The sequence below is a fragment of the Aerococcus loyolae genome (assembly GCF_002871915.2).
In the GTDB taxonomy this organism is placed as follows: domain Bacteria; phylum Bacillota; class Bacilli; order Lactobacillales; family Aerococcaceae; genus Aerococcus; species Aerococcus loyolae.
Map to the genome: position 1 here is coordinate 1,967,191 of NZ_CP126958.1, position 26,396 is coordinate 1,993,586.

A 26,396-nucleotide genomic window follows, 5' to 3' on the forward strand; every position below is an offset into this window, starting at 1 on the left:
CATCTAAGAATCATTTGCTTTCATAAAGGAGTGAACAGTGTGCAAGTCAAAAAGTTGGAAGCTAATATCACCCAATCCATGGTCAAAGAAGAAGTCCATGTCTTAAAAGAGATTCTTGACGATACCACCCATAAAATGGTGGGGGACCAGGTCTTTGAGAAGATCAAGGAACTGGTTACCCTCTCCATGGAAGAAGATTACGAGCAACTGGAGCATGTGGTGGCCCAGCTCAGCAACGAAGAAATGGTGGTTGTTTCCCGCTATTTTTCGATTTTGCCCCTCTTGATTAATATTTCTGAAGATGTCGATTTCGCCTATGAAATCAACTATCAGAATAATACTGACCAAGATTATCTAGGCAAGCTGGCTTTAACCATTGACCGGGTCAGCCAAAGTGACCAAGCCAAGGAAATCCTAGAGCAGGTCAATGTGGTTCCTGTCCTCACAGCCCACCCCACCCAAGTCCAACGTAAGACGATTCTGGAATTGACCAATCAGCTCCACCAACTCCTGCGCAAATACCATGACGTCAAGGCTGGAGTGGTTAACCGCGACAAATGGTACACCGACCTGCGCCGCTATATTGAAATTATTATGCAGACGGATATCATCCGGGAAAAGAAACTCACCGTCCGTAACGAAATTACCAATGTGACGGCCTACTACAATCATTCCCTGATCCGGGCCATCACCAAGTTAAGCCGGCAATACCGCCACTTAGCCGCTCAAAAGGGAATCATGCTCGACCAAGCCAAGCCCATCACCATGGGCATGTGGATCGGAGGCGACCGGGACGGCAACCCTTACGTGACCGCTGAAACCCTGATGTTGTCAGCCACCACCCAAAGTGAAGTCATCCTCAACTATTACCTCGAAAAGGTCTATAAACTCTATCGCAACTTCTCCCTTTCTACCACGCTGGTAGATATTAGCCCAGCCATGGAAGCCCTGGCAGCTAAGTCTAATGACCAGTCGATTTACCGGGAGAATGAACCTTATCGTCGGGCCTTCCATTATATTAGGGCCAAACTCAGCCAGAATTTAGCTGAAGTCAAGCAGGGCCTAAAAAGAGATGATCAGGCGCCAACACCAAGCTACCAAAATGCGGAAGCCTTTAAGGCGGACCTCTTAGTGATTAAGGACTCCCTCCTAGCCAATGGTGAGGAAGCCCTCTTAACCGGAGACTTCAACGAATTATTAGAAGCTATCGATATTTTCGGCTTTTACCTGGCTACTATCGATATGCGCCAAGATTCCAGTGTCAATGAAGCTTGCGTGGCGGAATTATTACGGTCGGCCAAGATTGTCGATGACTACTCGGCCCTCTCTGAAAAGGATAAGGTCAAGGTGCTTCTCAAGGAATTACTCGAAGACCCTCGCCCCCTATCCTCCGCTCAGAGTGACAAATCCGAACTCTTAGAAAAAGAACTAAAAATCTTTCAAACGGCTCGTTTCTTGAAGGACCAACTGGGCGACCAAGTCATCAAGCAACATATCATCTCCCATACCGAGAGTGTCTCAGATATGTTCGAATTAGCCATCATGCTTAAAGAAGTCGGCCTCATTGACGCTAAACAAGCCCGGGTCCAAATCGTGCCTCTCTTTGAAACCATCGAAGACTTGGAAAATGCCCAAGGGATCATGGAAGAATTCCTTAGCTATGACCTAGTCAAAAACTGGATCAAGGCCAATAAGGGCTATCAAGAAGTTATGCTGGGCTACTCCGACTCTAACAAGGACGGGGGCTACCTGTCTTCGGTGTGGACCCTCTACAAGGTCCAACAAGAACTCACCCAATTAGGTGAAAGTCACGGAATTAAGATTACCTTTATCCATGGCCGGGGCGGAACCGTTGGTCGTGGGGGCGGTCCTTCCTATGAAGCGATCTCTTCTCAACCTTTCGGCTCTATCAAAGACCGGATCCGCCTAACCGAGCAAGGGGAAATTATTGAGAATAAGTACGGTAACCAAGACGTGGCCTACTACAACTTGGAAATGTTGGTGTCAGCTGCAATTAACCGGATTGTACCAAACTCAGCCAATAAGAAAGCAGACGTCGAGGACTTCTACCAAGACATGGACGCCATTGTCCACTACTCCAACCGGGTCTACCGGGACTTAGTCTTCGATACCCCTGAATTCTATGATTATTTCTTTGAAGCCACACCAATTAAGGAAGTATCGAGTCTAAATATCGGCTCTCGTCCTGCTGCCCGTAAGACCATCACAGAAATCACCGGACTCCGGGCCATTCCTTGGGTCTTCTCCTGGTCACAAACCCGGATCATGTTCCCTGGTTGGTATGGAGTCGGTTCAGCCTTCAAGCACTTTATCGACCAAAAGCCGGGCAATTTGGAAAAACTCCAAGCCATGTATAAAACTTGGCCCTTCTTCCATTCCCTACTTTCTAACGTCGACATGGTCCTCTCCAAGTCCAACATGAACATTGCCGAGCAGTATGCTCAATTGGCAGAAAGTGAAGCCGTCCGCGCCGTCTTTACCACCATCCGCGATGAGTGGCAATTAACCAAAGACATTCTCTTAGCCATTGAAAACCATGACGACTTTCTGGCTACCAACCCTTCCCTCAGGGCCAGCCTCGACTATCGTTTGCCTTACTTCAATGTCTTGAACTACATTCAAATTGAATTGATCAAACGTCTCCGTCATAATGAATTGGATGAAGATTACGAAAAACTCATCCATACCACCATTAACGGGATCGCAACCGGTTTACGTAACTCCGGTTGATCCTCTAGCAAGCAAAAAAGTGTTTCCAGAAAGCGCGATACTAAGCTTTCCGGAAACACTTTTTGTTGTTGTGATTTTGAAAAAATATTCTAATTCTTACCCATCAATTGGCCTTGGAACCACCAACGGGCTAAAAAGGCTAAGGCGCCAATCGCTAGGTAAGCAAATGGCGGCAAGGCAGCGTTCCAAGAAGCTGGTAAGACGGCCAGGGCGCCAACTAGGATCAACATCCACAAACCAACCACTAAAACCGAGAGCAGGATATAGCGACCGATGCCACGTTTCCCTTTTTCCTGACTCATATCGGGGCTGTATTGGTTTAAGACCGCCATAGCTAAGCCACCCATGACAAAGTTCACCAATAAGGCAGCCGGACCAAAGGCGGTCGCTGAATTGGCTTGGTTATTGGACAAGAGCGCTGACATCCCGGCAATAATGGAGAAGAGTCCCCCGACAAAGAGGGCGCCTTCCACCCAATGCATCCAGAAAGGCGCCGGCGCTAATTCCTTAGCGGTGGGTTGTTTTTCCAAGGCTTCAGCGTATTGGTAGGGTTGACCAAAGAGTTGTTGGGCAGTTTGGCCACTGCCTTGTTTAGCCACCAAGGTGGTTAGAACCTCATGGAGGACTTCGGTCTTATTGCGGCCGCGTAAGTCCTTATCTTTGACGGCTTTTTCAAATTGGAAGACAAATTCCTTATTGCGCTTGGTGAGTTGCGGATAGAGGGCCTTATTTTCAGCTTCAAACTCTTCCAGTTGGGCCTGACGTTGGGCTGCTTGGTCAGCTTTTTTGTCTTGATTAAACAATGGGGCCACCTCCTAAACATTGAAGCGGAAGAGCATGACATCGCCGTCTTGGACCTCATAGTCCTTGCCTTCCGAACGGTAACGGCCGGCTTCCTTGCAGGCTTGGATACTCCCGTATGCCACCAAATCATCATAGTGGACGGTTTCCGCACGAATGAAGCCCCGTTCAAAGTCGGAGTGGATAATCCCCGCTGCTTGAGGCGCATGCATGCCTTTCTTGAAGGTCCAGGCCCGAACTTCTTGTTCACCAGCAGTAAAGTAAGTCGCCAAGCCCAATAATTTATAGGCCTGTTGGATCAAGACATCTAAACCCGATTGGTCCATGCCTAAGTCTTCCAGGAACATGTCGCGGTCTTCCTCATCCATAGTCGCCAGGTCTTCTTCAAGCTTGGCGCTGACTACCACAACTTCAGAGCCTTCTGCTTGAGCTAGTTGGCGGACTTGGTCGACATAGTCATTGTTGCCCTCACTGGCATCGTCTTCACTGACATTAGCTACATAGAGAACGGGTTTCATGGTTAATAAGAATAATTGCTTAGCTACAGCCTCTTCTTCTTCGTTGAAGTCAACCGTCCGCGCGGGTTTGCCGGCTTCTAGGGCGTCCTTTAATTTCTTTAAGGTATTGGCCTCGGTCACTGCATCATGGTCTTTGGATTTAGCCATTTTTACCGCTTTTTCATAGCGTTTGTTGACACTTTCCAAGTCAGCGAGCACCAATTCCAGGTTAATGGTTTCGATGTCATCTTTTGGGTTAATGCCACCGGAGACATGGGTAATATTCCCGTCATCAAAGCAACGCACCACGTGGCAAATGGCGTCCACTTCGCGAATATTGGCTAGGAACTTGTTCCCTAAACCTTCCCCCTTGCTGGCTCCCTTCACAATCCCGGCAATATCGGTAAATTCAAAGGTGGTTGGGATGGTCTTTTTGGGTTGGTAGATTTCACTGAGCTTCCACAAACGTTGGTCGGGAACTTCCACAACCCCCACGTTGGGATCAATAGTTGCGAAAGGATAATTAGCTGCTTCCACTTGAGACTTGGTAATGGCATTAAATAAGGTAGATTTTCCCACATTAGGCAAACCCACAATTCCTGCTGTTAAAGGCATGGTTCTTTGGTCACTCTTTCTCTATTAATTTCTCATTCTTTACTTGCCTGCCTGCTACAAAGCCAGCCCTTTTATTTTAAAAAGCTAGCTGTTCAATGCAGTCAGCTATTTGCCTTGGTCATCATGGCCAATAACTTTTTTCATTTTCTTTTCAAATTCCCGGCGTGGCATCATGACCGATTGGCCACAGCCTTGGCACTTCATCCGGATATCAGCACCCATGCGGATCAATTTCCAGGCATTGGTCTTACAAGGATGGGGCTTCTTCATTTCCACAATATCATTTAAATCATAATTTTTTTCAGCCATCTTCTTCACCTCAATCATCAAAACGAATGTCTAAGATATCCAAGATCCGGGTGAGGTCTTCTTGGGAAAGGTATTCAATTTCAATCTTGCCGGCTTGGCCCTTGGGTTTAATTTGCACATTGGTGCCAAACTTATCCATGAGGTGCTCCTCCCCCTCTAATAAGTAGGTCGGTTTTTCAGAGGTTGGCTTAGCCACTTTAGGGGCGGGTTGGACCGGTTCATTGAGATTTTGGACCATTTTCTCCAAGTGACGGACGGTAATGCCTTCGTCCACTACTTTCTTGGCTAAACGGCTTTGGTCTTTCTTATTTTTTAAGCCCAGTAAGGTCCGAGCTTGACCCATGGAGAGTTGCTTATTTTGTAAGAGTTCCTTAACATCTTCATTTAAATCGAGAAGTCTCAAGGTATTAGCCAGGTGCGACCGGCTCTTGCCTAAACGTTTGGCAGCCTCAGCCTGGGTGAGATTGAGTTCATCCATTAAATTCCGGTAGGCTTGGGCCTCTTCTAGGGGAGTCAGGTCTTCCCGTTGCAAGTTTTCAATGATGGCGGTCTCGATCATTTGGGCATCGGTCATTTCCCGGACCAAAGCAGGGATTGAATCGTAGCCCGCTAGTTTCATGGCCCGGAAGCGCCGTTCCCCGGCAATAATTTCATAGCCCTTGATGGCTGACTTCCTCAGGGTAATCGGTTGTAAGAGCCCCTGTTCCTCAATGGAATCCGCCAGTTCCTGGAGGGCAGTCGCATCAAATTCAGTCCGCGGTTGGTAGGGGTTGGGACGGATTTCAGCAAGGGGGATGTCTTGGATTTGTTCCTGACTACTTTCTCCCTGCTTGCTGTCACTTGCTTGAGCCTCTTGGGCTTCTTGATCAATGGCTTGGGCCTGTTGGGTCAGGTCGGTCGCTTCATTATCGAAGGAATCCCCGGGAAAGAGCGCCCCGATCCCCTTACCCAGACCACGGTTTTTCTTATTGGTCATTTGCGAGCACTTCCTTTGCCAATTGGAGATAAACTTGCGCCCCTTTGGAACTCATATCGTAATCAATAATCGATTGGCCATAGGAGGGCGCTTCCGACAAACGCACATTACGGGGGATCAAGGTATGATAGACCTTGTCGCCAAAGTATTTACGGACTTCTTCGACCACTTCATTGGCTAGATTGGTCCGCGAGTCGAACATGGTCATCAAGACCCCTTCAATTTTTAGGTGGGGGTTAAAGTGTTTTTGAACCAGTTGGATGGTATTGAGTAACTGACTCAAGCCTTCTAAGGCATAGTACTCACTCTGTACCGGAATCAAGATCGAATCGGCTGCAGTAAAGGCATTAATGGTCAGATGGCCTAAGGATGGTGGGCAATCAATAATGACATAGTCATAATTTTCCTTGACCCCATCAATGGCTTGCTTCATCCGCGCTTCCCGGTGAGGGAGGTTGGTCAGTTCCACTTCTGCCCCCGCTAACTGGATGGTAGCCGGTACCAGGACCAGGTTTTCCCTGGAGGATTGCTGGATGGTAGTCGCCATATCCACATCATTGACTAAAACGTCATAAATATCGCTTTCGACTTCTGCTTTAGAGATGCCTAAACCACTGGTCGCATTTCCCTGGGCATCACTATCGACTAAGAGCACTTGTTTGTCTGAATAAGCCAGGGCAGCCGCTAGATTGACTGCTGTTGTCGTTTTACCGACGCCACCCTTTTGATTGGCTATGGCAATGACCTTCCCCATGTTAATCCTCCTAAAACTTAGCAATGAAAAAAGGAACGAATGCGTTCCTTAATCCCCGCATTTCTTCCAAGTTAATCATTAACTCTTCGCTATCTTTTCTACTGTATCCGTTAAGCGCCTTTTGCTCAATCACAAAAAGCGGTCCTTAGCGTTTCAAATAAGTTTCCTTAAGCCTTTATCAGCCACTAAGTAGACTGTTAGAGACGCTCAGCTGACTCCCGTCAAGCGGTTAAAAACTTATTTGCATCGGTCCCCTTTATTGTATCAAAAAAAGCTTGACTTTGCTCAAGAAATATTAACCTTCCTGCTTATCTCTCCCTGACTTGATGGCTGAGCATTTTCTCTAGCTACAAAAAAGCCTTACTCCCATCAATCCTACCCTGCAAAATGCTTTGCTATCGCTAGGTAACAAGGAGTAAAGCTTATGATTCTTAATCTCTAACCAATATGAAAGAAGTTTCGCAAGGCTTGGGCCCGACCTTGGCCGATAATGACGTCCAGTTGCCGGCCCTTAGCAATAGCAGCTAGATAAATGATTGCCCCCACACTAGCGAGTACCAGTAATTCTACCAGGGCACCCAGGCGATTTGGCTCACCAATAACGACCTTGAAGAAGATCAGTAAGAGCCCATCAACAACTAACATCAGCCCGCTGGCCTTCAAGGCTCCCGATAAACGACTTAAAATGGACTTGATGCCGAGTTGGACTTGGGAGCGGATGACGAGCAAGTAATAAATACACATGTAAGCGAAGGCCAGGATAGAAGCATACATCGCTCCCTCACTGCCAAAGACTGCTAAGAGTGGGAATTGAACGATCAACTTCATCGCTACCCCCAGCACAATACCAATCATGGCCGCTTTCTGTTTGTCCATCGCTTGTAGCATCATCACCAAGATGGAGAAAAGTCCCATGGGAATCGCCATCACGGAAGAAATCTGTAAGTACCATTCACCCAGGGGATCATAAATTCCATAGAGGAGTTGGTAAACCGGCCCAGCCACAAGCGCCATTCCTAGTGATGCCGGCAACATGACCAAGCTAAAGAGATTCAAAGTATGGAGAATCACTTCCCGAGTCTTAGTGAAACTTGCCCGAACACGTTGGGTCAGTTTTGCTCGTTGATACTGGGTCAATTCCCGGATATAGGTATCCGTCACCACAGGGACCGAAGTCGAAGCAATGGCTGTCGCAAAGGAGAGAATAATCTGAATCACCCGTCTGGCATTAGCGTTAAAGACCCCATATTGATAGACCAGCTGGTCATGGGCCAAGTCACTCACCTCTTGCATAATCGGCATGTAGGTGTTCATATCAATCAGATTAATAACTTCAATAATTGAACCGGTAATCACAAAGGGAATGGCCACTCGCACAATCTCGAATAGGAGACTTTTGGTGGAGACTGTATTGGTATCCACATAGCCTTCAGGCAGCTGGTAGCGTTGGCGATCCTTGAGGTAATAGAAAACCAAGGTAATAATCGCCACCACTGCCCCAATAAAGGCAGCAAAGGTAGAGTGTCCCACGGCCGCTGCCACCGAACCGCCTAATAATTGACGGATTACATAAACCGCCACCAACATATAAGCCACCCGGGCGATCTGCTCAGTAACCTGGGAAATGGCGCTCTGTTTCATCTCGAGATAGGCTTGAAAGCCCCCTCTAAGAATCGATAGGAGGGGAATCACCGCAAGAGCTGGAACCAGAGACCGAATCACTAAGACCACATCTTCTTCCCGAGCTGCCGGCAGGTTTTGTGACAAAGCCGGGGCAGCTAGATAGAGCAGTAGGGCACAGACCAAGCCTGTGATGGTCATCAAAATCGTCCCACTCTTAAAAAGCCGCCGACTAGTTCCATACTCTCCCCGGGCCATGTAGTTAGTCATCTGCTTAGAAATCGCCGCAGGCACCCCGGCAATGGCAACCGATAAGAAAATCAAATAATAATTGTAACCAATACTATACAAGGCATTGGCCTGGGTCCCGGTATGGGGGTCACCAATCCAACGCATCCAAGGAATAATATAGAGGACCCCGATAATCCGTGAGACCATACTGGATATAGACATCCAGGCCGATCCTTCATTGAGTTTAGCTTTTGCGCGTTCTTCCTGCTTGATGGCTTCCAGGTCTTTTTTATTTTGTGGCATTCTTACTCTCCCAAAATTCTCTGCATGTGTTTGATAGATTCATAATCTAACTTATTGTACTGAAATTTAGCCATCAATTCAATATAACTTCCCTGGTTGGCGCGAGCAAGACTCCCTTCTCCATGTCCTTTTCTAAAAATCACCTGGGTTTTCGCCCATTTTTTGCTATAATGGGGTCAGTTTGACCAGATTCTGCTGAATTGAAGGAGCAGAAGTAAGATAAGATAAAACAAAAGATTTAGTAAAGGATTATTATGCTATTTACAGAAATTTCAGCCCAAGCCCTTGAAGACTACCAAGCAAGCCATCCCCACCGTCACTTTTTCACCCAGGGAGCGGACTATCAACGCCTGGCCACCAGCAACCAAACCACTTCCAAAATCCTGGCCGCAGTCGAAGGCGAAGAGATTCTCGCTTATGCCATCTTCATCTACTATCCCTACAAAAAATTTTTCTATAAGGTGACGACTCAATTCGGCCCGATTATGGATTATAGTAACCAAGACTTGGTCGCTTTCTACTTTGAACACTTAAAAAATTACTTTAAGAAGAATTGGCGGGTCCTCTGCCTGCGAGTGAATCCTTTCTTGAATGAGCGTTATTTCTCTGATGTCGATTTCATCAAAGCAAATCCCCAAGCCGAAAACGTTGATCAGATCCTACAAGCAAAAGGCTATGACAAGACCGACCACGATCTCTTCGATGATCCTACCCTAGCTACCCGTTGTGTCTTTAGCAAAGACTTGACCGGTCTCACACAGGATAATCTCTTGAAGAATGTCTCCCAAATCGCCCGCTACACCATCAATCGCACCATCAAAGAAGGCGTCCAAGTCAGGCCCTTAGCGATTGACGACGCGAGCGACTGCCAAATCCTCGATGCCATTAACCAAGAAACCTCCGAACGGATTGGTTTTGAACTCAGAGACGCTCAGTACTTTAAAAATCTCAAAAACGTCTTAAAAGATGACCTGATTCTCGCCCTGGCCTATATTGATTGTGACTACTTCGTCAGTCAGACCCATGCAACCATCGAGAAGCTCAAAGCAGACCGCCAAGAATTAGAAGAAAAGCTGGCCCAGGGCAAGGTCAACCGTAAAAAGACCAATAACAAAATCAAAGAACTCAATGAAAATATCGGTATTTGGGAAAATAAAATTGACAAAATACAAAAATTAAAGGCAGAAGAAGGTAATATCGTCAACTTGGCCTGTGCCAGCTTCATCCAGTCAGGAGAAGACTTTATTTATTTCTCTAGTGGTGCTTTCAGCAAGTTTACCCGTTTTGAAGGCAGCTCGGCCATACTCTACCACATGCTCCTAGAAGCCATTCGTCAGGACTTTAAGTACTTTAATTTCTACGGCACCAGTTCCGACTTCTCTGAAGAGGGCCCCGACTATGGCGTCCTCCAGTTCAAGCGTAGCTTCAACGGGAATATTGAATGGTTCATGGCCAACTACGAATTACGAAACGCCCTAGGTAAGATTGTTAACTGGTAAGCTTAACGAGACGACTGGCTTGACGACTAACAATGATAAGAAAAGCGTTGATACGATCTGAAGAAGACCTATCAACGCTTTTTCTGTTGCTTGCTATTTTATTGTCAGCATGGTCTTTCAACCATCTTGATTAACTATAAGCCTACTTAGCCTCTAATAATAGCGACAATAACGTCTCGCAAGGCTTGGAGACCTTCAACGCTGACGAATTCATATTGGCCGTGGAGGTTTTCCCCGCCAGTAAAGATATTAGCGGTAGGTAGGCCCTTGAAGTTGAAGACACAACCATCCATGCCGCCACGGAAGGGTTGGATATCAGGCGCAATCCCACAGTCCCGGTAGGCTTTTAGGGCCCGTTCCATCACATAAGGGTGCTGGTCGAGCACTTCTTTAATGTTCTGGTACTGGTCAGACATTTCATAACGGATCCGAGGCCGCTTGTACTGGCGGTTAATCTGATCCACTACCTGGGCAAATATTTCCTTACGGGCTTGGAATTTCTCCTGGTCGTGGTCGCGGATAATAAAGACTTGGTGGACTTGGCCGAGGTCCCCACTTTGCTGGGTGAGCATGAAATAACCCTCATAGCCCTCCGTCTCTTCGGGTACCTGACCCTTAGGCAAGTCATTAACGATTTGGGCAGCTAAGTGCAAGGGGTTAATGGCATTGCCCTTGGAAGAGCCGGGATGGACACTCTTGCCTTCAATCCAGACTTCCACCTGGGCCGCGTTAAAGGTTTCCCCTTCAATCTTACCGACCCGACCCGAGTCAGGCGTATAGGCAAAGTCTGCCCCAAAGCCCTCCACGTCAAAGCGGTAAGCGCCCAATAAACCAATCTCTTCATCCACCACAAAGGCGATCCGCACCTTGCCATGCTCGATTTCGGGATGGTCTAAAAGATACTCCATGGCGCCAATAATCCCCACCATGCCGGCCTTGTCGTCGGCCCCAAGCAAGGTGGTGCCATCACTAGTGATTAGAGTCTGGCCGACATAATCCTTGAGGAAGGGAAATTCAGCCACTTCCATAACAATTCCTTCCGCCTCATTTAAGACCAAATCCTCCCCATCATAATTTTCATGAACCTGGGGCTGGATATTTTCCGCATTAAAATCCGCCGTGTCCACGTGGGCAATGAAGCCAATCACCGGTAAGTCGGCATTGGTATTGGCCTCCAAAGTGGCCGTTACACAGGCCCGCTGGCGGTCAAAATCGACCTGACTCAGTCCCAATGCTTCCAGTTCCCCAGCAATCATTTCTAAGAAGTCCAACTGACTTTTAGTGCTGGGAAAGGTCTCACTATACATATCCGAACGGGTATTGACCTTAGCATAACGGATAAAACGCTGACTTAAACTCTCACTCATCCTATGACTCCTTTCTTCTGGACGGGATTCTTTTCTATCATTTTAAAACCCCGCCAGTCTTATCGCTAGCTAATTTTCAACTAATTCTGCTTGACGGAAATCATACTTGGCCCCCACTGAATGGTAGACAAAGCCCTTGAGATTAGGATTACGTAAATGGCCTTCATAAGGATGGTAGAGGACGATGAAGCCACAATCATCAATCATAGTGTTTTGGGCTTCAATCATGTCTTGCCAGCGTTGGTCCACATCTGCCGCATGTTCCCCTTCAGCTAAGTCGAGCAGCTCATTGACCTTAGGATTATTGTAGTCCCCGAAATTCGCCGTGGTCTTGGTATTTAATATGTCTAAGAGGTTGATAGCATCCGGTAAGATCGCTGCCCAACCCGATAAGAAGAGGTCAAAATTCTTCTTGCCCGCTTCAGCCAGGGCCGTTTGTTTTGGCATGGTGCGAATATCTACGGTAAGGCCTTCCAATTCATTTTGCCATTGGCCTTGCAAGTATTGGGCCACGAGCTTGGTTTGCGAGTCATCGTAAGTTAAGATTTCAAAATGGAACTGGTCCTGACCCAATTCTTTTTTGGCCTGGTCTAAGGCCTCTTTGGCGGCCTCAACATCATAACGTAAGGCCTGGTCCACATCCCCAGCATCATCAGCAAAGTCATTGCCGGTATTGGGATGTTTGACAAAGTCATGAGGCACAAAATTCTTAGCAGGCACTGACCCATCCGCCAAGACCCCACTAGCCAATTGGTCTCGGTCAATCACCAATGATAAAGCCTTTCTGAAGTTCTCATTCTTAAATTCTGGCCGTTTGTTGTAATTCATATGGACCAAATTCGTCGCCGCTTGCGGTTCAACCACAAAGTTGTCAGACCCATTCAATTGCTTGGCAGTTTCTCCGGTAATGAAGACATCATCCACTTCGCCGTTTTCAAAGAGGTTGAGGGCAGTTGGCACTTCCTTAATCACCTGGAAGTCAACCGTTTGAGGTTTGACATTGTCCTTGTCCCAATAATTATCGTTCTTCACCAATTGCCAGGTTTGACTAGAGCCGTCCCAGTTTTCTAAGGTAAAGGGCCCATTGTAGAGCATCTTGTCACTAGAGGTCCCGTATTCTTCACCATGTTCTTCCACAAAGGCTTGGTTTTGCGGATAGAAAGGCGCAAAAGCGACCACAGAGAGGAAATAAGATACCGGTTGATTAAGCTGGACTTCAAAAGTCTTATCATCGATGGCTTTCACCCCTAATTCTTCAACTGGCTTCTTCCCTTTAGCCGCCGCTTCACCATTGACAATATCAGCGAACATATAGGCATAACGAGCCGCCTTATCCGGATTGACAGCCGTTTGCCAGGCATACACAAAGTCATGGGCGGTAACAGGCTGGCCATTGGACCACTTGGCATCGCGGAGATGGAAGGTGTAGGTCTTGCCATCTTCAGAAATATCGGTCTTTTCTGCTATAGCAGGGATCGGCTGGTTGTCAGCGTCCAAGCGGTACAAGCCTTCCACCGTGTTACCCAAGACGCTAAAAGTCTCAATATCGCCCACAATGAGGGTATCTAGGGTGGATAATTCGTTCTTCACCCCCATTTTGATGGGACGGTCTTCCTGGGAAGTCCCCCCCGAACATCCTGTTAATACGAGTGCTGCAAGTATAAAAACTAGCAAAGCCTGCTGAAATTTCTTCCATCGCATCACTATTCCTCCTTTAACTTAATTTTTTAGTAAAATTTATCCTATTATAACAAATTGTCAAACTATTTGTGCAATAACTTGAGTAATTAAGAAGAACTACATTATGAAAAATGAGACATTCATGCTCTTTTCAACAATAAAAAAGTGCTTAGACCCATGTTATCTACACAGGTCTAAGCACCTTTGGAGTGAGCTTTGAAATATCATTTAGTTTTCAACAATTTTTCTTACAATGTGTCCATTTGGTCATCTTATTCCACGCTTAAATCTCAGCGCTTGGATTTCTTATTCTTCCCCAGCCAAGCGAAAAGACACCCTACAAAGACTGCTCCGAATCCTAAAGCGATCCAATCCCTAGTCCCTCGATCCAATCCCATCCGAGGTAAGTCTGCTTGTTTAGAAACTTGTTTTTGAGACGGTTGGGAGCATTCAGCTGGCCGAGAGGTCCTTGCAGCCACTTGATCCACTTTCTCAGTGGTCATCGGCGGACTTTCTGGTTCCTGTGGTATGTCCAGCGGTGTCACGGGTGGTGTTTCCGGTTCCTCTGGTGTGTCCGGTGGTGTCACAGGTGGTGTTTCTGGTTCCTCTGGTGTGTCCGGTGGTGTCACGGGTGGTGTTTCTGGTTCCTCTGGTGTATTCGGTGGCGTCACCGGTGGACTTTCCGGTTCTTTCGGTGTGTCCGGTGGTGTCACGGGTGGTGTTTCTGGTTCCTCTGGTGTATTCGGTGGTGTCACAGGTGGACTTTCTGGTTCCTTCGGTGTGTCCGGCGGTGTCACGGGCGGATTTTCCGGTTCTTCCGGCGTCTCTGGCGGCGTCACCGGTGGACTTTCTGGTTCTTCCGGTTTTTCTGGAGGATAGGCTTGGTTAACTACTGTGAGGCCATCCTTCATCGTCCCTTGGTAAGTCACTTTAAATTCTTGCCCAGCGACTTGGATTGCCCCCTTATCTTCGCCCACTTCTTTCACACTATATGCATAGGCTTGAGGCTTTTCTAGGGATTCATAGACAGGTAGATCCTTGAAAGAGCCGGTCCATTGATTGTCACGAGATAAAACAAGCGTCTTCCCACTGGCTTGACCATCGCGATAGAGTTCAACTGCAATCTTATCTACTGGAGCACTAAGGATCTCAGATTGTGCGTCCAACCAAGTCTTAGTCACTTTAAGCTCTCGGGTTGGCGGGGACATTGGCGTCCAGCTAGGGATTTCTTGGTTGAGAATGGTAAAGCCGTCTTTCACCGTCCCTTGATAAGTTACCTTGAACCAGCGCCCTGCGACTTGAATCGCATCCTTGTTTTCTCCTACTTCTTTAATACTGTATTCGTAGGCTTTCGGCTGCTCAATAGATGCATAAACTGGCAGCTCCTTGAAGGAACCGCGCCATTGATTTTCAGCCGACAAGGTAACTCGCTTAGCGGTCAGTTCACCATCACGGTAGAGTGCCACTTCGATCTTATTTACTGGAGCGCTAAGGGGCGCCGCTTGGGCATTCAACCAAAGCTTGGTCACTTTCACTTCTCGGGTCGGCGGAATCATTGGCGTCCAGGATGGGGTCTCCGTGTTGATAATTTGGAAACCTTGACTAGGATCATCTGCAGCATTTTGCTTGATTTCCGTCCGATACCCTGCGAAGGCTGCTTCTTCCACTGTATAGTCAATTCGACTACCGTCTGACTTGAATTTAGCCAAATTGTCAAAAGTATACTTCCAATCATTGGCTTGGGAGAGTTTGACTTCTCTAATCTTTTTGCCATCTGCCTTTAGGAAAACGCTGACCTCTTTTAAAGCCTTTCCCTTCCAAAGTTTCATCACAGGAATAGCGAATTTTTCTTCCAATTTTTTATTAGGAATCGATTTAATCGCCAACTTCCGCTGACTGTCGAAGTCTTCGGGCTCGATAGCTACCGGGCTAGGGTCCAATTGATAACCTGCCGGCGCTTGCGTTTCTTTCAAGGTGTAGGCATCTCTGAGCAGGTTTTTAATGACGATTTCTCCTGCTTGGTTGCTTTCATACTCCCCAATAACAGCGCCGGTACGGTTACGAATCAGCTCAAATTTAGCCCCTGCTAGTCCCTTATTAGGATCATTCTTATCCGACTTAAGGATTTTAATTTGGTAAACATAGCCCTGGGCCTTACCCCCAGCAGAAAGGTAGCGATAACGACTGATGCCTTCTTCTTTGTGAATCCCATCGCCAGTCAGTCGCACATAATTATTAATGACTTCCCCATCCAGGGCTTGGTAGCCAATGCGCGCTCGATAAGTGATCATCAAGCCTTGGTCAGCCCTTAGACGGCCAAAGTGAATCTTGAAACTTTTACCGTTTTCTCCCCAAATAAGGTTAACTTGTGGGGTCACATTCAGTCCGTTGTCAAAATCAAAATCACTTTTTTATCGTTCCAGCGCCATTTTCCTTTATAGACGCGCAAGCTATCCTTCAGGTATTCTACCTTTTCGCTTTGTAGAGTATCTGAAAGGGTCCCATTAACAATGTTTTGTCCCTTACGATTTACAGAGATACGATACTGGATAATATTATCCCCTTGCCAGCTTTTCCAAGCATCCTTTTGTAGGGGGTAATAGCGGGGCTTTATAGCACCTTGCCAACGGATATTCCCCGCAAAGATTAGCTTATTACCAATTTGAAAGTGTAAAGGAATCTTTCTGGCTTGCTTCTCCTTGAGATGGTCCACCCGGGTGAAAAAATATAAGGTCCCCCTGATTCCAGAATGCTTTTCGACATAGTCGGTATAGGAGAGGGTAAGGGTTTTATAGCGTGGATTAACCTGCCCCCTAGCAACTACTGCTCCCCTAGCATCCTTGACCCCAAAGCGATTAGGGGTGTCTTTAAAAACGAGAGCCTTGGGTAAGCGGATGGTGGTGGTATCACCGGCTTTAATGGTATTATCCGGTAGTTGAAAGTCCATATTGACCTTCATTGTCATCCATTGGTAGGCACTATCCACTTTCTGCCCATTTGCCTTAGTTATTCTCACCCGTTTAATGATGTTGTCATGCTGCTGGGGAGCACTTCTTAGTCCCACATCCACAGCTTGGTCGAGTAGCTCTTCTGAATTGGCCTCTTCCCTTGCGACTCCTAGTTCAGCGGGCTTCTCGCTGGGCTTTGCTAGTGTTTCATCCTTAGGCATTTCTGTCTCAGGATGACTAGTCACCTGCCCTTCTCCCACTCTTGCTGCGGTCGCTTGAATGTTCCTGGTTTTTTCCTTTTCTGTCGCTGGTTCTTGGTCGCCTCCTTCTTTTAAATGACCAGCTTCCTGTCTAGTCGTATCTGCCTTGATCATAGAATTTACTTCTTTGTGAGTATCGGGACTTGGACTGGACCGGTCCTTCATCTCACTTATTGCCATTACTTCCTGATTAGCAGTGGAAGGTCCCAACTCCTCTGCCTCCACTAAGGTCGGCATGAAGCTGAAACATAGCATTGCTATTGCCAATAATAAAGCAGTAAATCCCCTCTTCATTTGTCACTCCTCCTATATCAAATTTTCAAGCAATCAAAAGTTCTTAAGCAAAAAGATATCGGTTAATAAAACCAGGATATTATTAACCATTTTTGCCCAAGCTTTTCCGCTTTTGACTTAGGAAAAGGCATCATGATACCAATCATTTCTGTTTTTACACATTTATTTTAGCATGTTAATTCTATAAAAACTATTTAAAATTGAAAACGTTTTAATTTAGTTCATCTTTTATTAAGTATCATTTATTAAGTAAAAAACTGCTAGGACTTATTTATTCGCTTAAGTCCTAGCAGTTTTACAAGCAGAGGCGCTTGTCGCACTCTTTTCAAATCTGTTCCAAGCGCAGAGCAAGCGTCCTCTTCAGAAAATGGCGACAAATTCTCTTTGAGAATTTTTACGCCTTTTTCTTCCAGCGATCTTGCTCTTTGGTGCGCTTGTCGCACTCTTTTTCAAACCTGCTCTGGGTGCAAGGCAAGCGTCCTCTTCACTAAAGGTCGACGAATTCTTATTAAGAATTCTTTCAACCTTTAGCTCCAGAGGTCTTGCCTTCTGCCGCACCCGTCGCACTCTTTTCAAACCTGTTCCAGTCACAGGACAAACGTCCGCTTCAAAAACTGGAAGCGCTCAGCTTCACTGAGCTTATCCCAGTTTTCTCCAGCGATTTCGTCCTTTAGTGTGACTGTCACACTTTCCTCTATTGAATGGGTTTTTTATTGGGGAGGCCGGCTTTACGGGGGTATTTATTCGGAGTTTCTTTGCGTTTTTCAATGACTAAGAGATGGCGTTCGCCGGCTTGGTCAGGGAGTTCCAAGGACAAGTCTTGGCTAAACTTCCCTCCGAGGGTGGCAATGGCTTTCTTGGCAGCGGCAATTTCTTCATCTGCCTTGGCTGCTTTCATGGCCACAAAGAGTCCGCCCTTCTTCACTAGGGGAAGACAATACTCACTCAGAACGCTCAAGCGGGCGACTGCCCGAGCCGTGGCCAGGTCAAATTGCCCCCGGAAGGCCTTATTTTGGCCAAAATCTTCCGCCCGATCATGATAAGCAAAAACGCCTGCTAGCCCCAATTCTTCAGTCACAGTGTCAATAAACTTGATCCGTTTGTTCAAGCTATCAACAATGCTGACCTCTAATTGAGGAAAGGCAATCTTTAGCGGGATACTAGGAAATCCGGCACCCGATCCCACGTCCACCAGCTTTTTACCGGTAAAATCCGTCTTTAAGGCAAAAGCCAGGGTCAAGGAATCATAAAAGTGTTTCAAATACACTTCATCGCGGTCGGTAATGGCCGTGAGGTTAATCTTTTCATTCCAGGAAACGAGCAATTGGTAATAGGTCTCAAATTGTTGCATTTGTAAATCCGTCAGGTCGATCCCCTGCTGAGCTAGGGCTGCCTTGAATGCTTCTGGGTTCATGTCAAATCCTCCTTTGACTTTATCCCATTCATTATAGCATAGGGACCCCCGGTCTAGAAATCACCATCCACTCGTCCCTTTTCTTACCAGTATGTCTCAAGAAGTTTTCTTTACTAAAGGAAAATTTATCCTCATCCCTCATCATCTGCTAAGCTATACTAGTAATAGAAAAAAGCATGCGACTAGCCCAGGACAATAGGCTGTTGGTTAAGGCTATTACATAGAAAGGAGCCCTAAAATGGGACTAACTTATCTCGGTGAACTCTTTATTCTCATGATGGAAAGGGTCGGTTTGATCGTTCTCTTAGCCGTCCTCTTAGTTCACTTCTCGTATTTCAAAAAATTACTGGTACAAAGAAATTCGCCCAAGCGAATGTTATCTTTGATTATTTTATTTGGCTTTTTTGCCATTCTCTCTAACTTAGTCGGTATTCAAATTACTTCAGAAGGCCTTAGGTATTCTGGTTTACTGACCCAGATTTCTCCCAATACTTCTATTGCTAATACCCGGTCCTTAGCCATTGGCGTGTCTGGCTTCGTGGGTGGCCCCTGGGTGGGTAGCGCGGTCGGTTTGCTGGCTGGAGTCCACCGCTTCTTCCAAGGAAATGGTTCAGGAGCTTTTTATATCGCATCTTCTCCGCTCATCGGTTTCTTGGCTGGTTATGCGGGAAAGAAATCTTCCTCCAACAATGCCTATTCGCCCTTTATCAAACCCATCAAAGGCTCCCTCGTCGCGGTGGGCCTAGAATGTGTCCAACTCGTCTTTATTGGGATATTTTCCAGAGAAGGTTGGCCCCTGGTCCAACTGATTGCCCTACCGATGATTCTTTTAAACAGTGTCGGAACCTTCATCTTCCTCTCAACCATTGTCAATACCCTGATTCAAGAAGAACAGGCCCGGGCCGTCCAAACCCATGATGTCTTAGCCCTCACCATGAAGACCCTGCCCTACTTACGGTCGGGCCTTGAAGGACTCAAGGGCGAAAAAGCCCAGGAACTGGCCTCTATGATCAAGGAATCCACCAAGGTTTCAGCGGTCTCTTTGACCAACCAAAGTAAAATCCTAGCCCATGTCGGTGCAGGGATCGACCACCACTTTCCCAGCCACGATGTGATTACTGAGCTTTCCCGAGAGGTCATCGATTCGGGACAAATGCGAATTGCCCACAGTAAGAATGAAATCGGCTGTACCCACCCTGACTGCCCTCTAGAAGCCGCCATTGTGGTGCCTTTGAAATCTAACCAAAAAGTTTTAGGGACGATGAAACTCTACTTCACCAATCCCAGCCAACTTTCCTATGTGGAGGAGCAGTTAGCTCGTGGTTTAGGAGCCATCTTCTCCATGCAGCTGGAACTTGGGGAGGCCCAATTACAAAGTAAGCTGCTCCAAGATGCAGAAATTAAGTCCCTACAGGCTCAAGTAAACCCCCACTTTTTCTTTAATACTATTAACACTATCCTCGCCGTCATGCGCTTTGACCATGACCGGGCAAGGCAGTTATTGCTGCAACTGACCACCTATTTCCGCCATAATCTCCAAGCCAGTCGACAAACCAAGATCCCAGTAGACAAGGAATTAGAACACTTGTATGCCTACCTGTCCTTGAACGATGCCCGTTTTCCTGACCGCTACCATATTGAACTGGACATGCCTGAGGCCCTCAACCAATACCTCCTTCCCCCGCTCTGTATCCAGGTCCTAGTAGAAAACGCCATTCGCCATGCCTTTCCCGACAAGAAGGACAACAATACGGTGGTGATTGAGATCAAGAAGTTGGACGATAAACTGGAAATTGTCGTTGCTGACAATGGCGTAGGAATTGACAAAAACCAACTCCACCGCCTGGGTAAGGAAAGCGTCGAATCGAAAGAAGGCACCGGGACAGCCTTAGAGAATCTAGCCCGGCGGATTGAGAACCTTTACGGAGACCAAGGCAGCTTCCAAGTGGCTAACCGCCCAACTGGAGGCGCTCGCTTTACCCTGACTTTTCCCTTAGAATTAGCTAATAAGGAGGACTAAAGATGAAAGTTTTAATTGTTGATGACGAACAAATGGCCCGCCAAGAGCTGGCCTACCTGGTCAAAGAACACGACCAAGTTAGCCAAGTGAAAACCGCCGACAGCATCGACCAGGCGCTCACCATGATGTTGGATGAGAAGCCCGATATTTTATTTCTAGACATCCACTTAGAAGGAGAGACCGGCTTTGACCTGGCAGAAAAGTTGAAAGCCGTTCATAACCCTCCCTATCTCATCTTTGCCACGGCTTATGACCAGTACGCCCTGGAAGCCTTTAAAGCCAATGCCAATGACTATATTTTAAAACCTTTTGAAGAGTCCAAGATCCATGCTGCCATCGACAAGTACTACCAAAGCTTGGAACGGGCCAGCGGTCAAGTCGACCATGACTCAGAGAGTAAGCGCCATGAGGCCATCCCTATTCCAAGTAATGACCGGGTCTACCTGCTCCGTCCTGAAGAAATCTACCTGGTCTCGGTCCAAGGCCACACCCTCAGTATCGAAACTTATGACAAAACCTATGACATGGCGGGGTCTTTAAGCGCTATTGAGAAGAAATTACCCAAGGACCTCTTTTTGAGAACCCACCGTTCTTACCTGATTAATATCGACCAGATCCAAGAAATCCAACCCTGGTTCAACCAGACCTACCAGGTGACCTTGAGAAACGGCAGTAAGGTCCCTGTCTCCCGGTCTTACCTCAAAGATTTCAAGGACCGCCTGCCCATCGATTAAAATAGCCCCTGTATTTAATGTGCAGGGCTATGCAAGTTATGTTCCAATCCTCGCATCTTATGAATAAAACCGCTTCCAATCCCGTTATTAGGCTAAACTATGACTGTCAGATAAATGAAGAGTTAAAAATAAACAAAGGGAGCGATTCATAATGGAAAAGAAACAAACAGAAAAACAAAGCGTTAAACAAGCAAACTTTCTAACCCAAGCAGGGATCTTCGCAGTAATCATGCTGATTTCAAGCTATCTCTCTAAGCTATTCCCTATTCCTATGCCAGCCTCAGTGATCGGCTTAATCCTACTTTTCGTCAGTCTCTGCCTAGGCATTGTCAAACTGGAACAAGTGGAAAGCCTATCACAAAAATTAATTTCGATTCTTTCCTTCCTCTTTGTCCCTTCTGGGATTTCCTTAATTAATTCCCTGGGGATTATGGCCACTTCCGGCTTACAAATTGTTTTCTTAGTTATCTTCTGGACCATCATAGCTATGGTATTCATCGGTTACATCGGTGAAGGCATTGAATGGGTACGTAAGAAAGTGACTGACTCACAAGAAAGCAGCGAAAGTACTTACTCTTACGGTAACAACACCAGCCACTAGGGTTCGGTCGTTCGATTAGTAAGCAGTCAATAGAAGAAGGAGCGTTAAACAGATGTCAGCTTATTTAGGAATTGTTATTTCATTTGTTGCTTTTGGGATTGGGACTTGGTTATATAACCGTTTTAACCATTTCTTCCTCTTTACCCCACTTTTTGTCGCTATGATTTTAGGGATTGGTTTCTTAGTCGTTACCGGCATCCCTTACGAAGCCTATCAACCCGGTGGCAAGGTGATTATGTTCTTCCTCGAACCGGCAACCATTGCCTTTGCCATTCCTCTCTATAAACAAAGAAAGCTACTGGTTAAATACTGGAAACAAATCGCTATTATGTTGGTCGGCGGGATGGCACTCTCCCTGGTTTCCCTAGGGATCATGGCCAAGTTAGTCCATATGGATAACTCCATCATTGCTGCCCTCTTACCACAACCTGCAACCACCGCCATTGCCTTACCAATCGCAGAATCCTTAGGTGGCATCTCCTCCATCACGGCAGCAGCCGTTATCTTTAACGCAGTGATCGTTTCCGCAGTTGGTAAAGGCCTGCTCGAATGGCTCCATATCGAAGATCCCGTTGCCCGTGGCCTTGCCTTAGGGACTACTGGACACACGATTGGCGCGGCAGTTGGTTTAGAAATGGGCGAAACCGAAGGCGCAATGGCCTCTGTTGCTATGGTCGTTGTCAGTGTCTTAACCGTCTTCGTCGTCCCAATGATCGCACCACTCTTTGGTATCTAATCCTTATTTTAAATACGCACCCTTCAAAAAAATCACCCTAGATTGTGCTCTAGAGTGATTTTTTTCATATCTATTATTAAGGCTCTATTCATAATATTGTCTAAAGACAGTCACCACCAAGGCAGCCCCTAAGAATAGCAGCATGGCAATAAGTAGGTTAGCACCTAGACCCAAGCCTTGGTAGAAGGAAGCCCCCATGACGCTGGCACCCATAATGGAAAGGTCAAAGACCGTGGTCTGAATCGACATGGCGACGTCATGGCCCTGGTCGACTTGCCGGATGACCGAATTCTGTAAGAGAGAAGAAATCGGTCCGAAGCTCATCCCCCATAACACCATGGCACCTAGTCCAAGGACAGGATGACCGGAGAGGGCCAGGAAGACAAACATGGCGATTGCCCCCGCTAACAAGGCCCCTTGCATTAAGTGTCTTAAGTGACTATCAATCAAGCGGGCCACAATCCAAACCGCTAAGAGGGCCCCGACACCAAAGAAAATTTGAGAACTTTGTAGGGCGAGACCCAAACGGTCACTAATCAATTGAATATAAACATAGACACTGTATTCGGCCATTACCATCAAGAAGACCACTAATATGGCCACGCGAAAGCCCGGTTTCTTCAAGACATCCAGCGGTTTCACCCGGCTGTCAGTGGCTTGACCGGGAATCGAAGGTAAAATCCGCCAGGCCAGTATCCCCAAGAGGGCAAAGGCTAGCGCAGTGGCTAAGAAAGCAATCCGCCACCCAGCCACTTGCCCCAGACGTGTCCAGAGCGGTAAGCCCAAAGAAATCCCAATCGGTGACCCGGCTAGAGCAATGGTTCCCGCCTTGCCCCGGTTTTCACTAGAAACCATGTCCATGGCATAGGGGCCTAACATGGACCAAAATGTTCCGGCACTGGCTCCCCCGATTAACCGACCCATGAAAGCCAAGGGAAAATTAGGCGCCAAGAAAACTAAAAAATTCGACAAGGCAAAGCCACAGGTCAAGACTAATAGAAGTGGCCGGCGGTCAAACTTGGTCACCACCTGGGTCATAGGAATCGCTAAAAGACCAGCTGGTAGGGCATAGCCTCCCACCAAGTAAGACACCGTCCCATAATCGACCCCCAAATCATCCCCCATTTGCACTAAGAGACCTGAGGGTAATAATTCCGAAATAATAGCTAATAAGACGAGGCCTAGCATCACCATGAGCGGCAACCAGGGTAGGCCTGCTTGTTTTTTATCTGTTTGCATCAATTCACAACCTTTCTTACGTTTTCCAATAAAAAATCCTGCCGCCTCCATGCAGGATTTGAAATGCCCAAGAAGAGCAGCTAACAAAGATTAGCTTTGTCTACATCTTCCCCAAAATAAGGGACTAACGAATCTTGTCGTCAGCAAAGTGAGTATCACTCAAGTCCACCAAAAAGTAGTCATAACGCTTGAAGTCGGCTTGGGGATTATTGAGATCCACGGGATCATCCCAAGTAGTATCTACTCCCAGCCACTTACCATTGACTTGGACCAGGTTCCAGGCATGATCAATAGGCTGGTCCTTAGCTGCATTGTGGTAGGCGGTTCCGGTCCGAGCCAGTGACTTAACCCCACTCTCATCACACATCATCTGAAAGAGACCGGCATAAGCCTGACAGACCCCGGTGCCTTGCGAGAGGATGCAGGCCGGCGAATAGATCGAGACACCCTGGACTTCATTGCCCTCGCCCAGGTAGTAGTGGGCTTGGTCGATAATTGCATCATGGATGAGACGGACCTTTTCATGGTCACTCTTGCCTTGGATCTGACTGGCAAAGTTTCGCGCATAGTTACGGATAGCCTGGTCAGCAGCAGGGTCGTGATGGAGACGGAAAGTCAGTAAGACCTTCAATTGATTGGGACTGGCCTGGTAGGAATAGGCATTGGCATAGTCAAGCACAATCCCATAATAGGTCCCATATAAATCGTGACGCAATTTCTCAAAGAGGGCGGACCCATTGGCTTGGGGGGCAGTCACGTCCACCACAAATTGGTAATTTCCTTGTTCTAATTGCCTCTGGACAATAGGCAAGAGGTCGGCATAATCAGTTTCCTGGACTTCACCAGCCAAAGGCGCCTGCTTAAATTGCCGGAGAACTTCAGCCTTGCTTGGGGCTTGCGGCCGACCCTTCTCTTGGGAAGCCTTCTCCTGCTGGCTTTCTCTAGGGACTGATGAGCTTCTTTTCTCAGAGGGACTTTCTACCGGCTGGGTGTCACTCTCTTCAATGACTTGGCTAGTCACCGCTTCTTGCTTAACTAAGTGGTCATCTACCCAATTGAGGGCCTGCTTATGATCACAGCCCCACAAAAAAAGCAGCATGCTGAAAAACAGGCCTAACACGTGTCTCTTTTTCATACATACCACCTCATTTAAATAGAGTCATGCAACTCATCTTATTCGATTGAATCAGGTTCTTCAGGAATAATTAAAGCCATCAACAAATACATCCAAAAACCGACCGACCCGCCTAAGAAAAGGGCAACGAAGATGATTCGGAAGATGACAGGATCCACATTAAAGTAATCCCCCAGACCACCACATACCCCTAAAAAGGTGCGGTCATACTTTTTACGATATAAACGTTTTCCATTAAAATCCATCGCTTACAGCTCCTTTCAGAGACTAAGTCCTGTCTTTGATTTACTTTTATTATACCCTAAAAGCCATAAATTCTCATCCTCTAGCCTAGTTGAGGCCAGCTTTTCAGCTTTTTAATGAGTGACCACTTCTGTGGAGCCTTACCCTATCCTACCGTAAAAATTATTCAAATTCACCACTCGATCTTTGACGCACCTGTCGCACTCTATCCAAACCTGCTCCAAGCGCAGAGCAAGCGTCCGCTTCAGAAAATGACGACAAATTCTCTCTGAGAATTTTTACGCCTTTTTCTTCCAGCGGTCTTGCTCTTTGGGGCGCTTGTCGCACTCTATCCAAACCTGCTCCGGGTGCAAGGCAAGCGTCCGCTTCACTAAAGGTCGACGAATTCTCATTAAGAATTCTTTCAACCTTTAGCTCCAGAGGTCTTGCCTTCTGCCGCACCCGTCGCACTCTAGTGTTTATCAAAGAAGCGTTTTAGGATGCGGGCTAGGATCCACCAGCCCAAGGCAGAAATAACTAGGGCAAACACCCAGGCGAAGCGGCTTTGGACAAAGGGCAGGTCCATATTCATCCCGTAAAAGCCGGTCACAATGGTAGGCACTGTGAGGAGGATGGAGAGGACGGTAAGGATCCGCATGGTCTCATTCAAGTTATTGTTCAAGACGTTATTGTAGGTATCCGAAAGACGGTCCAGGATTTGCCAGGAGAGTTCGGTCATTTCCACCAACTGTTTAGCTTCAATGACCGCGTCATCCAATTCCTCAATATCAATCCCATCCAAACGTTTAAAGAGCGAAGGGGAGCGGAATTGTTCCAAGAGAATTTCGTTCTGCCGGGCCCCGGTACGGAAATAGGCAATCCCCGTTTCTAAGTCCGACAAGTTGAAGAGGTTCTTACGGGTAGTCCGGGTCCGTAGCTCCTTGGTTAAGAGATTGCGCTCCCGGTCCATCTCTTCAACTAAGGGAAAGTATTCCTTAACAATCAAAAACAGACTAGAGAAAAGAAACTTGTACAGACCTTCTTCAGGATAACGGTGAACATAGTGCTTCATCAACTGGATCACGTAATCATTATCCTCGTGGGCAAAGGTCAAAAGAACACGGTTGCGGATGATAAAGGTCATCGGTAGGGTTTCATAGTGGTAGTTGACCTTCTTCTTATTGGCGATATTAAAAATAATCAGTAAGGTATCGGTGTCATCATCGTATTCCAGCCGGGCCCGCTCATTCTTGTCACTGGCATAGGCCAACATTTCTTCACTAATCCCGTATCTATTCCCAATGTCGAGAAGGTCATCTAAATCATCAACCGGTAAATTGATCCAGGTAAAGCGTTCGTCCACTGGTCCATATTCTTTGACTTTAGCCAT

At 46.9% G+C, this 26,396-nt stretch carries 21 protein-coding genes; 6 read left to right on the top strand and 15 right to left on the bottom strand.

Going from position 1 to position 26,396, the window contains the following annotated elements:
• Positions 1 to 78: 78 nt before the first annotated feature.
• Positions 79 to 2,751, top strand: coding sequence for a phosphoenolpyruvate carboxylase (gene ppc / locus CJ190_RS08950; protein WP_372592627.1), 2,673 nt, complete (start codon positions 79 to 81; stop codon positions 2,749 to 2,751).
• An 89-nt stretch (positions 2,752 to 2,840) separates the two neighbouring features.
• Here the strand turns inward: ppc and CJ190_RS08955 are convergent, their stop codons facing one another.
• The 6 genes from CJ190_RS08955 to CJ190_RS08980 all read right to left on the bottom strand — a co-directional run bounded on the left by CJ190_RS08955 (position 2,841) and on the right by CJ190_RS08980 (position 8,857).
• On the bottom strand, positions 2,841 to 3,554 hold the full coding sequence (locus CJ190_RS08955; RefSeq protein WP_168162788.1) for a DUF1129 domain-containing protein: 714 nt from the start codon (positions 3,552 to 3,554) through the stop codon (positions 2,841 to 2,843).
• A 12-nt stretch (positions 3,555 to 3,566) separates the two neighbouring features.
• On the bottom strand, positions 3,567 to 4,664 hold the full coding sequence (ychF, locus tag CJ190_RS08960) for a redox-regulated ATPase YchF (protein WP_070598179.1): 1,098 nt from the start codon (positions 4,662 to 4,664) through the stop codon (positions 3,567 to 3,569).
• Positions 4,665 to 4,769: 105 nt separating this feature from the next.
• A complete protein-coding gene (locus tag CJ190_RS08965; protein ID WP_013668998.1) occupies positions 4,770 to 4,973 on the bottom strand; it encodes a DUF951 domain-containing protein in 204 nt (67 codons plus the stop codon).
• A gap of 10 nt (positions 4,974 to 4,983) precedes the next feature.
• The gene (locus CJ190_RS08970; protein WP_070598178.1) at positions 4,984 to 5,949 is read right to left on the bottom strand and encodes a ParB/RepB/Spo0J family partition protein; all 966 of its coding nucleotides are present in this window, start codon (positions 5,947 to 5,949) and stop codon (positions 4,984 to 4,986) included.
• Positions 5,939 to 6,703: a ParA family protein gene (locus tag CJ190_RS08975; RefSeq protein WP_070598177.1), complete on the bottom strand. Its 765-nt coding sequence runs from the start codon at positions 6,701 to 6,703 to the stop codon at positions 5,939 to 5,941. The genes CJ190_RS08970 and CJ190_RS08975 overlap by 11 nt, the downstream gene beginning before the upstream one ends.
• 438 nt (positions 6,704 to 7,141) lie before the next feature.
• A complete protein-coding gene (locus CJ190_RS08980) occupies positions 7,142 to 8,857 on the bottom strand; it encodes a putative polysaccharide biosynthesis protein (protein WP_070598176.1) in 1,716 nt (571 codons plus the stop codon).
• Positions 8,858 to 9,111: 254 nt separating this feature from the next.
• Here CJ190_RS08980 and CJ190_RS08985 point away from each other — a divergent pair, with 254 nt between their 5' ends.
• Positions 9,112 to 10,356: a peptidoglycan bridge formation glycyltransferase FemA/FemB family protein gene (locus CJ190_RS08985; protein ID WP_070598175.1), complete on the top strand. Its 1,245-nt coding sequence runs from the start codon at positions 9,112 to 9,114 to the stop codon at positions 10,354 to 10,356.
• A gap of 146 nt (positions 10,357 to 10,502) precedes the next feature.
• Here the strand turns inward: CJ190_RS08985 and pepT are convergent, their stop codons facing one another.
• From pepT to rsmG, 5 genes are all read right to left on the bottom strand, one after another.
• Positions 10,503 to 11,723 (bottom strand): peptidase T, encoded by a 1,221-nt coding sequence (pepT, locus tag CJ190_RS08990; RefSeq protein WP_070598174.1) that lies wholly within the window; start codon positions 11,721 to 11,723, stop codon positions 10,503 to 10,505.
• 69 nt (positions 11,724 to 11,792) lie between these two features.
• Positions 11,793 to 13,424 (bottom strand): peptide ABC transporter substrate-binding protein, encoded by a 1,632-nt coding sequence (locus tag CJ190_RS08995; protein WP_101562081.1) that lies wholly within the window; start codon positions 13,422 to 13,424, stop codon positions 11,793 to 11,795.
• Between the two features lie 269 nt (positions 13,425 to 13,693).
• Positions 13,694 to 15,781 (bottom strand): Cna B-type domain-containing protein, encoded by a 2,088-nt coding sequence (locus tag CJ190_RS09000; RefSeq protein WP_070598172.1) that lies wholly within the window; start codon positions 15,779 to 15,781, stop codon positions 13,694 to 13,696.
• Between the two features lie 2 nt (positions 15,782 to 15,783).
• Positions 15,784 to 16,905 carry an Ig-like domain-containing protein gene (locus tag CJ190_RS09005; RefSeq protein ID WP_070598171.1) on the bottom strand — a complete coding sequence of 374 codons (1,122 nt, stop codon included), beginning with the start codon at positions 16,903 to 16,905 and terminating at the stop codon, positions 15,784 to 15,786.
• Positions 16,906 to 17,599: 694 nt separating this feature from the next.
• Positions 17,600 to 18,319, bottom strand: coding sequence for a 16S rRNA (guanine(527)-N(7))-methyltransferase RsmG (rsmG, locus tag CJ190_RS09010; protein ID WP_070598169.1), 720 nt, complete (start codon positions 18,317 to 18,319; stop codon positions 17,600 to 17,602).
• Between the two features lie 238 nt (positions 18,320 to 18,557).
• Between rsmG and CJ190_RS09015 the strand changes: the two genes are divergently transcribed.
• The 4 genes from CJ190_RS09015 (at position 18,558) to lrgB (ending at position 22,410) form a co-directional block, all read left to right on the top strand.
• Positions 18,558 to 20,339 (top strand): sensor histidine kinase, encoded by a 1,782-nt coding sequence (locus CJ190_RS09015; RefSeq protein ID WP_070598168.1) that lies wholly within the window; start codon positions 18,558 to 18,560, stop codon positions 20,337 to 20,339.
• A 2-nt stretch (positions 20,340 to 20,341) separates the two neighbouring features.
• The gene (locus CJ190_RS09020) at positions 20,342 to 21,073 is read left to right on the top strand and encodes a LytR/AlgR family response regulator transcription factor (protein WP_070598167.1); all 732 of its coding nucleotides are present in this window, start codon (positions 20,342 to 20,344) and stop codon (positions 21,071 to 21,073) included.
• Positions 21,074 to 21,224: 151 nt separating this feature from the next.
• On the top strand, positions 21,225 to 21,674 hold the full coding sequence (gene lrgA / locus CJ190_RS09025) for an antiholin-like murein hydrolase modulator LrgA (RefSeq protein WP_070598166.1): 450 nt from the start codon (positions 21,225 to 21,227) through the stop codon (positions 21,672 to 21,674).
• Between the two features lie 52 nt (positions 21,675 to 21,726).
• Positions 21,727 to 22,410 carry an antiholin-like protein LrgB gene (gene lrgB, locus CJ190_RS09030; RefSeq protein WP_070598165.1) on the top strand — a complete coding sequence of 228 codons (684 nt, stop codon included), beginning with the start codon at positions 21,727 to 21,729 and terminating at the stop codon, positions 22,408 to 22,410.
• Between the two features lie 84 nt (positions 22,411 to 22,494).
• On the opposite strand, the gene CJ190_RS09035 is transcribed toward lrgB, so the two are convergent.
• From CJ190_RS09035 to CJ190_RS09050, 4 genes are all read right to left on the bottom strand, one after another.
• Complete coding sequence (locus CJ190_RS09035; RefSeq protein ID WP_070598164.1) at positions 22,495 to 23,649, bottom strand: MFS transporter; 1,155 nt, start codon at positions 23,647 to 23,649, stop codon at positions 22,495 to 22,497.
• Positions 23,650 to 23,773: 124 nt separating this feature from the next.
• Positions 23,774 to 24,784 (bottom strand): transglutaminase domain-containing protein, encoded by a 1,011-nt coding sequence (locus CJ190_RS09040; RefSeq protein ID WP_070598163.1) that lies wholly within the window; start codon positions 24,782 to 24,784, stop codon positions 23,774 to 23,776.
• 38 nt (positions 24,785 to 24,822) lie between these two features.
• Positions 24,823 to 25,029 (bottom strand): PspC domain-containing protein, encoded by a 207-nt coding sequence (locus CJ190_RS09045; RefSeq protein ID WP_070598162.1) that lies wholly within the window; start codon positions 25,027 to 25,029, stop codon positions 24,823 to 24,825.
• Between the two features lie 449 nt (positions 25,030 to 25,478).
• Complete coding sequence (locus tag CJ190_RS09050; RefSeq protein WP_070598160.1) at positions 25,479 to 26,396, bottom strand: magnesium transporter CorA family protein; 918 nt, start codon at positions 26,394 to 26,396, stop codon at positions 25,479 to 25,481.